Consider the following 13,832-nt stretch of genomic DNA (forward strand, 5'->3'; position numbering starts at 1 on the left):
CCATGGCCACCACTAGCAAATCAATTCACTCGTGGAATTTGCACAACTATCGGGACACAACCCAACGCTGGACTCCATTAGCGCAGATAACCTCGCAATGCGGCTTACTTTAGTTCGCCATCCCTTCACCGAAAGAACAACAATCAAGTAAACTGGCGATGCTCCACTGGTTGAACATTCGAGTTCAGCTGTGTACGCGTCTATAGGCAGCACGCTAACCGAGGAGATGGGTTCGATGGTCTCAATAAAGGATCGACTGAGTGGATCCATCCCAAGGATACGCTCCACGTACCAATGCCTTCTGATCAAGCGGGCCCAAATCACTCTGGGAATCTGTCTCTTGGAAAGAAGTCCATAAAGAGTAATGCTAACCAAGAACCAAACAAAGCCCCAGAGCGTGAGACGACCTCGCAGATGACTAGAAGTGGAGATGACTAGAACAGAGCAGAAACCTATCGCGAAAACGACCCCGGCCTGCAAGATTGCTCTGGTATGCCCTATTGGATCCCAGCCATTCATCCCACTACACCCACAGCCCTGAGAACTGGAACGCTTCAGCAGCTGAATCCACATGAAGCAAGCGCCAGTGATAAGCAATAAGCTACCCGCCTCTAGGCTGATGGGAGACAAAATACAAATTACTCCGACTAAACATTCGTAAGCAGCGGCCATGTACCTCAGATGTTTAGCTTGTAACCACCTGGGAAGGCTGGGGACTGCATCCCAGTGTTTGCTGCGAATCTTGGCCAATGATACCACTACGAGAACAACGCCGCTTGCTAGGACTCGTCCGCTTGTGAAGCTTTCCATAGAACCAATCAACTGGATGCCTTATAGAAGCAATAATCTGGATAGTTGAACCCGGGAGCACCATAGTCCTCATCAACCAGGGTCGCGGGGATCCCGCACTCCCCACCAATGTTGTACTGCCATAGACTCGTCGGCACGTTGTTGTCCACTCCGCAGCCGGAGCAGGTTTCAGCTTGCCAAGGGGGTGGGTTAGACATCTGCGTGTTACTGCAATACCCAGAAGGCTGTGACGCCCAAATTGCGATGCAGGTGTTGTAGACGGTATCGTGATACTGAACTAAGACGCTCGAACAGTTTGGCGCTACAGCACAAGGCGTGCAATAAAGGCACGGATAAAGGAACTCCCCTCCGAAGGAACTATTGGAGCCAACATATCCAGACCATCCATCCCAGTATGATGAACTGAGGGATGTCGAAGGTTCCTGACCCAGCCAGCAATACAGTTGATCATTGGTAGGCATCAGTAACGGAGCTACGTGATCATAAACGAAATTTAGTGCGCTCACGAAAGTCTGCGCATCTGCCTGCCCCTGGGCACTTGAAGAAGATAGGTTAGATTGATTGGGCTCCATGATGGGACCTAAATGATTTCCACCTGAGTTGTAGATGGCAGTACATTCCTCGTTCGCATTCGAGGATGAACTGTTGATTGGTGTATTGATTGACGGGCTGAAGTATCTTAGCCAGAAATTAGGAGTACCGTAATCACTTACGGCTGTGCTTGAGACATCATAAACATAATTCGCCGTATCATATCCTGCCATGATCTACCATAAGTCCTTTCATCTGCCAGTTGCTCGTGATCAATAAAACTCTGATACATAGATATCAATAACCTCCTTGCCCAAGTACGCGAGTTGCGGATTGTATAGCGAGACTGCCTGTGAATCTGGACTATATGCGATGAGTTGTCCACTTTGATTGAGAGCTAGACCACTGAAATGTGTACCATCACTAGCTGCTTCCACCATTTGACCGGTGCTAACATCAAAGGCCGCTATGCCTCCAACGCTTTGGCTGCCCAGGACATAGAACTTTGAACCATCCACGGAGAGTACCCCCTTGGTTGGAATGCCAGCGTTGTAGTACTTGGGCCTCTCGAAAGTAATCTCCCAACTTGGTGTGAAGTTGCTGGTGGGATCTACTAATGTGGCTCTGCCAAGACCAGCCCGGACGAGCAAAAGCTTGCCGGATGATTGCCGCTGCATAGTTGTTGGAGTTGGTTTAGCGCTACTGCCGGTGAGGAAGGCAATAGTATCTAGTGAACTCGATCCATTGGTTGTTGTATATGACTCAATGGTGTCAGGTGCTACCAGGCGAGCGACGGTACCGTTAGAATTCACTACTATCGGCTCCATATTGACTGGCCAGTAGGTGCTCGTAGCGACTTGATACTTGGGAGACTGAGCGCCAAAATCATAGGCCCATATGTGAGTCATCGGATAGGGAGCTGGCGACTCTTTGGATCCACCAAGCGCTGCGTATTCGGCTACGGTAAACACATACACCGAAGAATCATCCGCAACAATTCGCGCATTAGCAAGGCTTGGAGAATTGTTGAGGTTGACGGGGCCGGTAAAGAGGCTCGACTCACTATCGAAGTAGGCGAGCATGTGATATGGTATTCAATTGGGCGCCTGTGCAACAATCCGCTCCCCAGTGTTTGGGTTCACCTTGCGCACTGTATGCATAGTCGTTGGTTCCATGATCGCAATCAGGAGACCTAGTTTGGTCGAGTTCGACAGAAAAGCCGGCGTACAGATGATCAAAGGGCCGACTGGCAACTTAGGTAATCCAAGGTCCGCTTTCGTCTCTACATTGGCAGTTGATCTGTCAATCAGGTATAAGGAGATTGCAGTAGGCACTGGGATACCCACTATTTCGGCTACAGCTAAGTGTTGACCATCAGGAGATAGGGTTGGCGACGACGATGGCTGACGAACGAGTACCCCAGTAGACGTCTGAGGCAGCGATGATGATGCTTGTGCAAGCCCAGGCATTGAACCAGGCAGAAAGAAACTAAGCGAAGCCGCCTGGGTATTTGACTTAGTCAGGCCAAAAAGGAATAGCGGCGAGACTAGGCTAGCGCTCACGGGCACAGCATTCTCATGGTGTGTCTCGCCTGAAGTGTTAAAGACTGGCTTGACAAGGGTCCCCAGTGTCGCTATTCCTGCTGCTCCTAGGCCACCTTTTAGAAGACTACGTCTTGATATCAACTTTGGCGAGATCCTTGGCTGATTCGCATCAGAAATTTCTATTTCCTCTGTAGCCATTGTGACCCCCTCACTCGGTTGTAGTTCTCCAATGGTCCAACTGCCACAACAGTAAGAAACCCTCACTGACGAGGCATGTACCGGTTGAGGAACAACTATCAAGCCGTAGTTTGCCGAAGTGTGGGGGGGTGTGTCAAGCGCTTCTCAAAAAATCATCCTAATGGTAGAGGAGATTGTTCTAAGCCAGTCCACATAGTAGGAAAAAAGATGAGGTAGCTGTCGGTCGATCATTCTAGCGTCATGGGCGGAAGTTCGTTGGAATGAGTGGTGACTCCTTGCAAGTGTTCTTCACCCAACTTTTCACCCAACAATTGTGTCCGAGAATGTCCCGCCCAGTCCGAGGCTGTCTCATTACCCTTGCCAAAAGACTTCGATGAGCTGCAAAAATGGGACGTACTCGGACACTATGACTACCAACTCGGACACTTTGTGAACACCTCATAATCCCTTGGTTGCAGGTTCGAATCCTGCCGGGCCCACCAGTTCGCAGGCTGTATAGTCTTTCCTAGCTTCAGGCAACCAAACATAAAACCATCTTTTGGGTAAAAGAGCTATGGCTGAAAGCATGAGACTTGTAAAGTCCCCCGATACTTGGGAGCTTCGCATATACCTTGGAAGAGACCAACGAGGCAAGGTAAAGCACCGTTACCTTCGCTTTAGAGGCACAAAGAAAGAAGCATAGAGAACTTGCCCTTATGTTAGCAGCGGTTTTATTTTGACCCAGGATCAGCGGAGAAAACTGACCCACCTGTAACGTACTATAACGGGTGGTTGTCGAGTTCGTGTTTTTCCGTGTCACCTCCTCGTGCTAGAGCCTCTCTCACCTCGGGGTTGGCGCCAATCCCCTGCTTTTTGCGGTCCTTGAGCCGGTAGCTCTCATAGCGGATGTTAATGACCGTCGAGTGGTGCAAGAGCCTGTCGAGGATCGCAGTTGCCAAAACAGGATCTCCTATGAGGTTTCCCCACTCAGAGAACCCCTTGTTCGAAGAGCAGATGATGCTTTAAGTCTCATACCTGGCAGAGATCACGTCGAAAAACACCGAGGCTGCTTGGGGGCTTAGGTTGCGATATCCAATCTCGTCAACGATCAGCACCCCTGTAGCCAAGTACTTGCGTGCCCTTTGCGTGGTGGTTGTCCCTAAGAGGTCATTGGCAAGCCTTGTCATGGTGGTGAAGTACACCGAGTTGCCACCTTCAAGGGCCAGGAGGGCAAGCCCGACTAAGAGATGGGCTTTCCCACCTAAGGGGGGGCCAAGCAGCACCACGTTTGAACGTCTAGCGACAAAGGCAAGGGAGGCAAGCTCGTTTATGAGTGTGCGGTCAACCCCTTTGGCAAAGTCGAAGTCGAACTCCGAGAGGCCCTTGTTGTGAGGAAGGCCCGATAGCTTGAGGCAAGTCTCGTAGCTTAGCTGTCGTCTCCACTGGGATTTGGTGGAAAGCAGGGATATCAAGAACTCGACATAGGAGCTCTCCTTGTTGGTTGCTGCCTCTACCTTGGCTGAAAGGAGCTCTTGTGCGTGAGTGAGTCCGAGCTCACAGCAGAGCTCCTCTGTGAGCTCAAGCAAGATCCACCACCTTTGCGTAGTCATCCAGAGAGCGCACCTCTACTTAGAAGTCCTCTCTCTGGTAGCCACGTGCAACCGGGGCAATGACAGCACTCTTGGCCTTTGTGCCCTTTGTACTGGTCCTTGAGATAAACAAGAGAGCGGGTCTTGAACCCCAGGCGATGGGTGGCAATAACCTCTCCTGCTTGGTCTTTTATCTCAAGGAACCTCCCGCGTGGCAGCACCGTGATCAAGCGGCCGACGTAGCGAAACGGAACGCCGTAGTTGATGCCATAAAAAGAGACAAAGCTGTCAAGAGAGACCAAGCGCACCTTACGTTCAAAGCGCTCGAGCTCCTCCCTGTCTGGGAGTGGACTTAAGTGCTCCTTTTCCTTCTCAAAGGCCTCAAGCGGGCTGCACCCAAGGCTCGGGTGTTCCCGCAGGTCTCTCTCTAGGCACCACGCAAGTGCCTGATCGTTCAGGTCGACAAGATCGACAAAGCTCCGTCGGGGCCAGAAGTTCTCCTTGACATAGCGGATCTGGCGCTCGACCTTCCCTTGATCTCCGGCCTTTTTACCCGGCACAACTTGATGGAGACACCAAGGAAACAGAACAGATCTTCTATCTGGGAGTTGTACTCCCATCCCCCCTCACCGTCTGCCCCGATGACCACCGTCTTCATGTGGTCTGTCAATACAGCATCGACAGTCCCACCGAAGTGATAAAAGGTGTTGATAAGTGCCGTGATGAGGCCATAGACGTCTGCGCTATGGGCAAACTCCAGGTAGCTACGTCTTGAGTAGCCAAGAGACGCTGCAAGACCAGGGATGTGGCGCTCATAACCCTTTGGGTCGATGTAGGGAAAGATCCCCCAGTCAAAGCGCAACTGTTTCCCTGGTTCGGATCTATAGCGCCTGACGGCATGCACGCGTGGGGAGATGGGAGGATGGATCTTACGTACGTAATCTCTCACGATTGTCTCCTTGCCCTCATAGCCAAGAGGGATGAGGCGTTGTAGCGATCGCAGGAGCTGAGTAGAGACCCTGTGCCACGAGCTCGTCTATTACCTCCCTGAAGGGATCGAGCTTTGAACGCCTTGGTGCGCGAGCAGCTTCGTTCTTTCCGGCCTCATCTCGCAGGTAACGCCGGACGGTGTTGCGAGAATGCCCGGTGACCCGAGAAATCTCTCGATGCCTAAGCCCCTCGGCCCTTAGTTCGAAAAACTTCATTAATGACCTGCCTTTCAACATCTCGTTGCTCCTTTGAAACTCGACAGTCCAACAAAGGGCAACCTAGTTTGGAGGGTGGGTCACTTTTGTTTACCTGGGAGAGGGTCAGTTTTAGTCCGCTGCCTACACAAATCCACTTTGGTGCCAAATGTACCTAGAACTACGTCCTTAGGTATGCAAATTAGGTGTTTATCTCTGCGCAATCTCTATGCCCGCCACCGTACAGATCTAAATGTCCGTTGCCACCAATTTGAGCATCTGTCTGAGACGACGGCTCCATGAGCTTTTCATAACTTTATCTTCATTAATCCTTAGGGTAGACTTCATAACACTTCCTCTGGTTCTCGCCCTCTGGTTCAATACCTTACACCAAGAGGCGACAACTATCTTGACAGCTAGAAAGGTTAAAGAGATGGGAGATACCTTGTACTTTATCGACCTAAGCAAGCCCAAAGGCAAAACAGTAAGTGTGAGTCATATAACTCAACTCTTCGAGATGAACTTCTAAATACGCAAGCCTTTCTCTTTCGTCACCGAGGCTCAAGTCTTAGCCAAACGCTACCACAAAGGGCTACAACACCACCTAAAACTCATGGCTCTTGGTTACCTAAGTCCCCATGAGTTCTTGACATAGGATATAAAAACTTAGGAGAATAGTTCTTGCTCGATCAGCAAGCAGTCGGAACTTCTATGCTCAGAGGTACCTGTGTTCTGTAGACGCATAGATTCAAAGGACTAGAGTAAAAGCGGTTGACTCACATATAAGGTGGACCGAAATGGGGGTCGTTCAGTTGGACCGTAGCTCGGCATCTTTGCCTCAGTGCCTTGTGCAAGCGATAGATTATAATCACCATTTATCTGCGGTTCATCTGAGTACAATACGACCTGCGACATGATAGAGGGATGAGCTTTATATGCAGCGTTATAGGCGTATGAGAACTACCCTTTCACTGTCATACGATCTAATATACTATAGCCATGGTACAGAGAATCGAAAACCCCGTAAAGTGGGGATCAATCTCCAAGCAGGCACGGGAGGCGCTGAATGCGCTACTACCGAGTGATTTGGCCCTGAGTCAGTCTGCTCATGCCAAAATGTCAGGCTTCCCTAGACAGATGCTGTGGCTCTACGAACAAGGGGGCCGGGAACCAGGCTTTGGTGTTATTGACAAGCTGCTCTATGTACTAGGCATGGACATGCAGTGGAAGCTCGTTCCGATGTCCGAAACACCCGAGACCCCTTTAGCAGTAGATATTGGCAGCAATCTCTATGAACTACCCAAGCCGGATCCTCGAAACTACGACAGACGGATCAGACAGTATTTCTTCTGGCCAGGAATGCTTATTCGAACAGCACGCAAAAAGGTCAACATCAGTCAGCACGAGTTAGCTTTGTTATGTGGCACCAGCCAAGGCGCGATCTCCGCATACGAACAGGACGTACATCAACCCGCTTTATCTACCTTGGAACGAATAGTTGGAGTCTTAGGTTTCCATCTAACGGTGAGAGTACTTCCCTATGACATTTCTACAGAACTCCATTGGCTTCACCAAGCTGAATTTCCCAAACAAGCAATGCAGCGGGTACAGCAGTGGCGAGAGGAATATAACACCATGTTCGGATGCGAACAAGATGGTCTTGGGTATCGTCCTAATCCACTGATTGACGTAAAGTACCATCAGTACCGCCGTTTTCTTCTCAGCCAGGTATCATGACCTGGGATGAAGACCTCGTAGTGGAACTTAGGAATCGTGGAATTCGTTTCGTTCTGATTGGTTCCTTAGCTGCAAGATGGCAAGGAGTGCCACTCGATCTTACGGACGTCGACATCTTAATAAGCACCGAAAAGGAGAATGTAGAAAAGCTGTCTACAGCACTGTCACAGCTTGGTTTCAAGCGAGGTGGCTCTAAATGGACGTGGGGGATGAAACCAGGAGATGTTTCGGCGACTGTAGGGCGACAGCCAATTACGGTGTTCTTGCGTAGCGACAACGAGGTGCTGGAAGAACTCGATGTAATGACATACATGGCTGGAGTGGGTAGATACGAAAATGTCGTAGCTTCAGGCAAAACGATTCAAATTGGCAACGTCTCGGTTGCTATCGCTGCGGTTGAGGCAATAAAGCGCAGCAAGGAGTCTCTCAATCGACCCAAAGATCAAGATCATATCGCTGCTATATCTCGTTGGGAAGCACAGCAGAAGGCAATCTAGATGTTGGTTACATGAAAACTTAGCCTTAATGGCCAACTTGCAAAATTTACGAATTGCAAGCCGAGATTGAGTTGCTAAAGATGGAGAATGTATAGTGGATGACCCCACGCACGGACAAGATTCATGTCACAACGTTGCTGGTGAGTTTTTTTAGCTACGCCGCACTTCCAGCATTTTTCACTCCGTTGAAGGTGTATGCAAGAGGATCACTTAGACCTTGGACCCTGCTGAACTACCCGCATCCTCACCACCTCTGCTCAGGCAACGGGCTCCGATTGGTCCTGTCTGGTTCCTGGCCCCTTACTTTGTACTCCTTCGTATCTCTCTGTTGGGAGAGGTGAGGGAGGAGGAGTGGTCTTAACTCACAATCACCCAGTTCCCGTACTCTCTCGTGAGGTTGTTGCGAAGAAGGACTTTCAAGTTTCAGACCGTTCCAAGGAGGAGATAGTGCCTTCTGTTCTTGATGATTCCCCGGTAGTAGAGCTTTGCACCATTGAGCTTGCGTTTCATCTGGGCATGGATCCATTGTACGCCTAGACGAATCGCTTGGTACTGGGCTCTGGTCTCGGCATCCTTCCAATTCTCACGTTGAACCCTGGCATAGACATGATTCGGGCCAAAGGTCATGACTCGTCCTCATTTGGAACGGGTACAGCGATGCCGCAATGCGCAGGTTCCACAGTACTTGGTAAAGGAGGCTCTCCCCTTGGCTGAGATAGTCACGGTATGACCCACTCGACAGGTGTGTCGTTGGCTGCTTAGATCACCGTGAAGTCATCGACGCTATAGCCATCGGGTACCGCCATAGTGAGGGGTCGGGGCTTGATCGCCTCATCATGGCCATGATCGTTCAGATAGTTGAAGAACTCCACTGAGGAGTATCCGCTATCGCCGTAGACGGTTCCTGATTCGCTCTCGTGGTCAAGGAGCTCTTTAGCCACTAACGCATCAGAGGACTTCCCCTTGGTCAGGGTTGCGGATGTTATGATTTCGCTCTCAGGATCGATCGCAATGTGGACCTTGTACCCGCTCTAGTAGTTCTTCTTGGATTTGTGGACATGGCGAGACTCGGTATCTACCGTGGAGATCACCCGATCCTTGGCCACTCCTCTGGTGAGCGAAGTACGCTCTACTCTCCTCGTCAACAAGCTCGACATCTTGATCGGCCACCATACCCAGTGTAAACTAGCCACGCTAAATTGACCCACCTCCAGCGATAAAAATTGACCCACCCAAGAGACAATACTCTTGAGTAAAGTAGCCAATTTCACGAGGGAGTTCTAAATGCTTAAGGGTTGGCCACTTATGATCATATTTGATTTGTATCAACAACATCTCAGTTACAGAGAGATTGCTCGAGTAACTGGACATCTCTGAAATACAGTACGGAAATATCTAAGAGACGAAGCAGCAGTAGAACTAGGAAGACGAAGCAACAACGCATATCGAAGCTCGACCCTTGTGAAAGATGAAGTCAATCGGCTCGTATCCCAAGGACTTCATAGCGTTCCAGCAATCATGTCCAGGATCGTTCCACTGGGTTATACGGGTAAAGAAAGCATCTTGAGAACCTATGTCAGAAGTATCAGACCGCCTGCAAAGGCAAAACAGATAGCTATCAGACGCTATGAGACTCCGCCAGATAAACAGTCTCAGTTCGACTGGGGAATATTTAGCTATATTGATGTAAGAGGAACAAAGAGACACGTTCCTGGACTTTATGTGACCCTTGGGCGAAGTCGCAGGGGTTATCTGGAGTTTGCACTCAGTGCCGATATTTACGGTCTTATAACTTGTCTGATCAATGCCTTCTTCTACTTCGGTGGCGTAACCGACGTGTTTCTCACTGATCACATGAAGACCGTGGCAATCGGTGCAACACGAAAGACGGATGGGAGTTCAACTCACAGATGGCAGATCTGGCTATTTTATTGGGAGTCTCAATCAAACTCTGCAGAGTGAGACGGCCAGAGACAAAAGGCAAAGTAGAAAGAGGTATTCGATATGCTAAAGAGAACTTCCGGCCTGCTAAAACATTTAGCGATCTAGCTGATCTAAATGAACAGGCACTTATCTGGAGTAGCCATGCAAACAACCGGATTCATCAAAGTCTCTGTATGATCCCAAATGAAGCCTTCCTAGCTGAAAGGCCACAGCTAGGACCGCTACCAGAGAGGGAATCACTTTATGGTTTTGAAAAGAGAATCAGAAAGGTAACAGCTGATGGTTTTGTCCCATCTGCTGGGGTGAAGTACGGGGTACCTTGGAAATACTCCCGGTCCCAAGTAGAGGTGCTGCCGAAGACGCGAACTGTTGAGATCTATTCAAATGGAGAGTTTGGACCGCCCCGGGTTTTATGGAGACCCGGTTATCTGTGAACCAAGTGGTCAACAGACTTCATCTGATCATAGTAGAGAGCCTCGTACTCGACGGGCGACATCATTCCAATCGAGGAGTGAAGTCTCCTATTGTTGTACCACTCCACCCATTTACAGGTCTCCCATTCAACGGCGATCTCGTCGTCTTGAACCTCTATCGCCTTGATGAGTTCGGTCTTGTACAGGCCATTTAGGCTCTCGGACAGGGCGTTGTCTAAGCTGTCACCCCTGGTGCCGACCGAGGGTCGTGTGCCAGCGGCGAGTAGGGTTGCAGAGTAGGCCACAGAGAAATATTGCACGCCCCTATCGCTGTGATGGACGAGATCGTCGGTATTTCCTCGTTGACCAAGCGCCATCTGCAAGGCATCGGTAGCGAGATCACTCTTTAGAGAGTGAGAAACCTTCCAACCGACGATCATCCTCGAGAAAACATCTCTGATAAAGGCTACGTAGGCCCATCCGGCCCTCGTCTTGACATAGGTTGGTTATGTCGACACACCAAAGCCCATTTGGTTTCCGCGACACGAAGTGTCTCTTGACGAGGTCCTTTGGCTTTTTAAAAGGATTCATCGGCAATGGTCGTGACAACGTTGCCCTTACCATTGCATCTAAGTGAGCTTTAGTGAGCATCATCAGATGCACCCCTCGCAGGGTTCCTCTGTCCCTTTGGGCTTCGGTTCTCGCCTCACCGACAGCCGCCAAGTTGGTCTTACGCTGTCTCGCCCGGTGGTCGGTCACCCGACCATCGGACCTGCCGTCTGTACCACCTTCCGGTGGCCCGGGTACGGACAGGGCGCTGGCCCCAACTGAACCGGGATTGGCATGTTCCGGCCAATCGCGGATGTTCTTGGCGGCATTCTCATCACGATCCACCTCGACATGGCAGGTGTGGCATGTAAGCACCTTGGCTAGCTTGGTATCCCCTTGTAGCAGGCCACCACAGCCATGATGAATCTGAGATGAGGGGTAGAAGCGGTCCAGGACGACAACCTTGGTCCCAACAACCTCTGCCTTGTAGGAAAGCATTGGCCTGAACATCCCAAGAGCTGCATCGGAAACCGGACGCCTGAAGGCTCTCCTACCCATGCTTTTTTTCATGCCAGCAAGGTTCAGATCCTCGATATGAACCTCTCCATAGGTGTCCACCAGATTGCGTGTGAAGTAGTGGTATATCTCATGGCGCAAGCACACAGCCCTTCGGTCAAGCCGGGCGAGCTTGGCTTTCGCTGCTCGATGGCCTCGTGAGCCAGGTATGCGCCTATAGAGCTGTTGCGATACCCTACGCCTCTCATCCAGGGTTGCCGGCAAGGGCGCAGGATTGGCGATTGCAACCATCTCATCTTCGCTGTCTGCAATGGTTGCCAGGGATCTCAAGCCAAGGTCCACGCCAGCCTTCGCATCAGGCTTGCTTGGTTTGGTTCTACTTGGGAAGGCAACTTGGATACGGACTGCATAGTGGATAGAGACAAAGAGCCTGCCCCAGCGCTCGCTCAAGGTCATGGACAAGATGTGAGCATTTCCCTTTGCCACATGGCGCTCCACGCGCCTCGTGTTCTCCTTGGAGCGCAACGTGCCGATGACAGAAATGGTGATATGCCTGCGATCTGGCTCGAGGCGCATTGTACCTGTAGAGAACCTGATCCGGTTGTGGCTGTTGCGCTTGACTCAAGGCGAGGGAAGCCAACGCGCTTGTTCTTCCTTCCTCCTTTCTTGGAAGAAGACCAATTGCCCAGAGCGTCAACCAAGTCGGCAATGCCCAATGAATAACATTTTTTGGAATTCACCTTCCACCAGGGAGCAACCTGATCTTTCTCCTGATTCCACAACCGTCGTAGGTCTGCAAGTGTCCAGGGGTTCCTACATGGTTGGGATCGACCTTTTTCTTGTCCAGGTCCTCCTTGATCCTTCCCAGCGCCCAGTTCTTTGCAAACCTCCTGGCTCCGAAGTGAGACCAGATGAGCGACTGGTGCTCTTGCTCTTTCGGCCACTCGACCTCGAAGGTGGCTCCGGTCACCATCCAACCAGAGGGAACTTCGGTGCCGTCGTCGGTGAACAACTTGAACAATACTGAGATGCCTTCTATGACTGACCTATGGCTCTCGAAATCCTCGACCTTCACCTTGGTCGTCGCCTTGGCGTTCTTGTCCGAAAGGACTGTTCCCCCAGTCAGCTCAGCAACCTTGGAAGCCTGAGCCTTGGTGGGCATCTGAACGATCATGCAACCGCCTCCCCGCAAGCCACTTCGACCGCACGTCTGGCTCGGTTGGCTGCCAAGTGGTGTCCGTAGAGCCGGGCGCACAGCGAAGTGAGCAGCTCCGTGGCATCTTACACGAGGTCGTCGTCCACCTCCGAGGGGTCCACCACGACCAATCGCCGGCCCTGGGCCTTTAGCGCTGCCTCGACGTACTTCGCTCCAAAACGACAGACACGACCCCGGTGCTCTACCAGGATCGTGTCTACTTCTTTGTCATACAACAAAGAAAGAAACCTTTGTCTGTGACCACTAAGGGCAGAACCAACCTCGCTGACCACTCGATTTACTGAGTAACGATGTCAAGTGGCCCAGCCAAGCACGCGTGCCACTTGGCGATCCAGATAGCTCCCTTTATCAGCAGAAGATACACAAGCGTAAATCACCGTAGATCCTTGTCCTTTTCGAGAACTTAGATGACAGATCTCCCACCAAGATGAGCTTTCCCATTTTGGTTGCCGGTACTTACAACTTGCCTTGACGAAACCACTTGTAAGCGGTCTGGGGATGAATACCTTGTTCAAATGCCCACTCACGAAGATTTACTATAAATCGTTATAGCTGCGCGTGAAGTCAACTGCTGCAAGCCCCTGCCACTTGATCATCATGAACCGATAACGAGATGTTCCTTGGGTGCACGCGGCTGCTGACTAAAAAGACGTACTACTTATCGCATCTCCACAAACAGATGAGGTGATCGGCGTTCCTAAGAAGCCTAGGGCAGCTAACCAAGTTCTTGGCATATTTTCGCTAATCTGCCATTCCGTTTCTTCAGATCCGTACGTCGCCACCTAATAGTTGTCCCAGACCGCTAGTGCAACCTTTACCACCACATTCGGTTCCCAGATCCGACCATCACAGACGTCGAAAAGACCCCATCTAGACAAACGACTGGCCAACCACCTCTAAACAGCACCTTTAGCTCCTGCGGGTTATCCCGGGCGAGGACTGCATAGCTAATGTTGGTTTCAAGCGGTCCAAAGAGGAGTCAGGGCGGAAGGCTACGCAGGGCCTAAAGACAATGAAATTTCCACTAGTTCTTACCACGTAACCTATCTCAGTGTTATCATTCACTTATACCACCGTAAAGGTTGGTGGCTTTAGAGTAAAGGAAGTAAAGGAATTGTCGATGCG

Annotated in this window: 12 protein-coding genes and 4 pseudogenes; 5 read left to right on the forward strand and 11 right to left on the reverse strand. The window is 50.7% G+C overall.

The window, feature by feature from the left end; all coding sequences use genetic code 11:
* Positions 1-1,613 precede the first annotated feature (1,613 nt).
* Together BUA24_RS00005 and BUA24_RS00010 are read right to left on the reverse strand one after the other, a co-directional pair.
* A complete protein-coding gene (locus tag BUA24_RS00005; protein WP_143146289.1) occupies positions 1,614-2,318 on the reverse strand; it encodes a hypothetical protein in 705 nt (234 codons plus the stop codon).
* A gap of 117 nt (positions 2,319-2,435) precedes the next feature.
* Positions 2,436-3,083 carry a hypothetical protein gene (locus tag BUA24_RS00010; protein ID WP_072787509.1) on the reverse strand — a complete coding sequence of 216 codons (648 nt, stop codon included), beginning with the start codon at positions 3,081-3,083 and terminating at the stop codon, positions 2,436-2,438.
* 553 nt (positions 3,084-3,636) lie between these two features.
* Between BUA24_RS00010 and BUA24_RS13055 the strand changes: the two genes are divergently transcribed.
* Positions 3,637-3,765, forward strand: coding sequence for a hypothetical protein (locus BUA24_RS13055; protein WP_272867266.1), 129 nt, complete (start codon positions 3,637-3,639; stop codon positions 3,763-3,765).
* A gap of 76 nt (positions 3,766-3,841) precedes the next feature.
* On the opposite strand, the pseudogene istB reads toward BUA24_RS13055, so the two are convergent.
* The 4 genes and pseudogenes from istB to BUA24_RS11800 all read right to left on the reverse strand — a co-directional run bounded on the left by istB (position 3,842) and on the right by BUA24_RS11800 (position 5,856).
* Positions 3,842-4,672: pseudogene (istB, locus tag BUA24_RS00020) on the reverse strand (IS21-like element helper ATPase IstB).
* The gene (locus BUA24_RS13240; RefSeq protein ID WP_419187287.1) at positions 4,669-5,211 is read right to left on the reverse strand and encodes a Mu transposase domain-containing protein; all 543 of its coding nucleotides are present in this window, start codon (positions 5,209-5,211) and stop codon (positions 4,669-4,671) included. Before BUA24_RS13240 ends, istB begins: the two are co-directional and overlap by 4 nt.
* Positions 5,106-5,600: a transposase gene (locus BUA24_RS11795; protein ID WP_084660007.1), complete on the reverse strand. Its 495-nt coding sequence runs from the start codon at positions 5,598-5,600 to the stop codon at positions 5,106-5,108. The genes BUA24_RS13240 and BUA24_RS11795 overlap by 106 nt, the downstream gene beginning before the upstream one ends.
* Positions 5,601-5,616: 16 nt before the next feature.
* Positions 5,617-5,856, reverse strand: coding sequence for a hypothetical protein (locus BUA24_RS11800; RefSeq protein WP_084660008.1), 240 nt, complete (start codon positions 5,854-5,856; stop codon positions 5,617-5,619).
* Between the two features lie 978 nt (positions 5,857-6,834).
* Between BUA24_RS11800 and BUA24_RS00035 the strand changes: the two genes are divergently transcribed.
* Both BUA24_RS00035 and BUA24_RS00040 read left to right on the forward strand, forming a co-directional pair.
* Positions 6,835-7,572, forward strand: a complete 738-nt coding sequence (locus BUA24_RS00035; RefSeq protein WP_072787515.1) for a helix-turn-helix transcriptional regulator — start codon at positions 6,835-6,837, stop codon at positions 7,570-7,572.
* Positions 7,569-8,069, forward strand: coding sequence for a nucleotidyltransferase family protein (locus BUA24_RS00040; RefSeq protein ID WP_072787516.1), 501 nt, complete (start codon positions 7,569-7,571; stop codon positions 8,067-8,069). The genes BUA24_RS00035 and BUA24_RS00040 overlap by 4 nt, the downstream gene beginning before the upstream one ends.
* A 423-nt stretch (positions 8,070-8,492) precedes the next feature.
* Here the strand turns inward: BUA24_RS00040 and BUA24_RS13245 are convergent, their stop codons facing one another.
* The gene (locus BUA24_RS13245; protein WP_178138638.1) at positions 8,493-8,696 is read right to left on the reverse strand and encodes a transposase; all 204 of its coding nucleotides are present in this window, start codon (positions 8,694-8,696) and stop codon (positions 8,493-8,495) included.
* Positions 8,697-8,827: 131 nt separating this feature from the next.
* Positions 8,828-9,085 (reverse strand): annotated as a pseudogene (locus BUA24_RS00050) (transposase); the annotation flags it as partial.
* A gap of 502 nt (positions 9,086-9,587) precedes the next feature.
* Between BUA24_RS00050 and BUA24_RS00055 the strand changes: the two are divergent.
* Both BUA24_RS00055 and BUA24_RS00060 read left to right on the forward strand, forming a co-directional pair.
* On the forward strand, positions 9,588-10,031 hold the full coding sequence (locus BUA24_RS00055) for a transposase (protein ID WP_178138639.1): 444 nt from the start codon (positions 9,588-9,590) through the stop codon (positions 10,029-10,031).
* Positions 9,980-10,447: a transposase gene (locus BUA24_RS00060; RefSeq protein WP_178138640.1), complete on the forward strand. Its 468-nt coding sequence runs from the start codon at positions 9,980-9,982 to the stop codon at positions 10,445-10,447. The genes BUA24_RS00055 and BUA24_RS00060 overlap by 52 nt, the downstream gene beginning before the upstream one ends.
* Here the strand turns inward: BUA24_RS00060 and BUA24_RS00065 are convergent.
* From BUA24_RS00065 to BUA24_RS11810, 3 genes and pseudogenes are all read right to left on the reverse strand, one after another.
* Complete coding sequence (locus tag BUA24_RS00065; RefSeq protein WP_084660010.1) at positions 10,438-10,887, reverse strand: integrase core domain-containing protein; 450 nt, start codon at positions 10,885-10,887, stop codon at positions 10,438-10,440. The two genes, BUA24_RS00060 and BUA24_RS00065, sit on opposite strands and share 10 nt — an antisense overlap.
* A gap of 211 nt (positions 10,888-11,098) precedes the next feature.
* Positions 11,099-12,665, reverse strand: a pseudogene (gene tnpB / locus BUA24_RS13250) (IS607 family element RNA-guided endonuclease TnpB); the annotation flags it as partial.
* Positions 12,662-13,247, reverse strand: a pseudogene (locus BUA24_RS11810) (IS607 family transposase). The pseudogenes tnpB and BUA24_RS11810, both read right to left, overlap by 4 nt.
* Positions 13,248-13,832: the final 585 nt, after the last annotated feature.

This window comes from Ferrithrix thermotolerans DSM 19514 (genome assembly GCF_900128965.1).
Lineage (GTDB): Bacteria > Actinomycetota > Acidimicrobiia > Acidimicrobiales > Acidimicrobiaceae > Ferrithrix > Ferrithrix thermotolerans.

What these genes read in the sequence shown, in the direction of transcription:
- BUA24_RS00010 (WP_072787509.1), bottom strand. Translation starts at nt 3,083, where the DNA reads ATGGCTACAGAGGAAATAGAAATTTCTGATGCGAATCAGCCAAGGATC.
- BUA24_RS13055 (WP_272867266.1), top strand. Translation starts at nt 3,637, where the DNA reads ATGGCTGAAAGCATGAGACTTGTAAAGTCCCCCGATACTTGGGAGCTT.
- BUA24_RS11800 (WP_084660008.1), bottom strand. Translation starts at nt 5,856, where the DNA reads ATGAAGTTTTTCGAACTAAGGGCCGAGGGGCTTAGGCATCGAGAGATT.
- BUA24_RS00035 (WP_072787515.1), top strand. Translation starts at nt 6,835, where the DNA reads ATGGTACAGAGAATCGAAAACCCCGTAAAGTGGGGATCAATCTCCAAG.
- BUA24_RS00040 (WP_072787516.1), top strand. Translation starts at nt 7,569, where the DNA reads ATGACCTGGGATGAAGACCTCGTAGTGGAACTTAGGAATCGTGGAATT.
- BUA24_RS13245 (WP_178138638.1), bottom strand. Translation starts at nt 8,696, where the DNA reads ATGACCTTTGGCCCGAATCATGTCTATGCCAGGGTTCAACGTGAGAAT.
- BUA24_RS00055 (WP_178138639.1), top strand. Translation starts at nt 9,588, where the DNA reads ATGTCCAGGATCGTTCCACTGGGTTATACGGGTAAAGAAAGCATCTTG.
- BUA24_RS00060 (WP_178138640.1), top strand. Translation starts at nt 9,980, where the DNA reads ATGGCAGATCTGGCTATTTTATTGGGAGTCTCAATCAAACTCTGCAGA.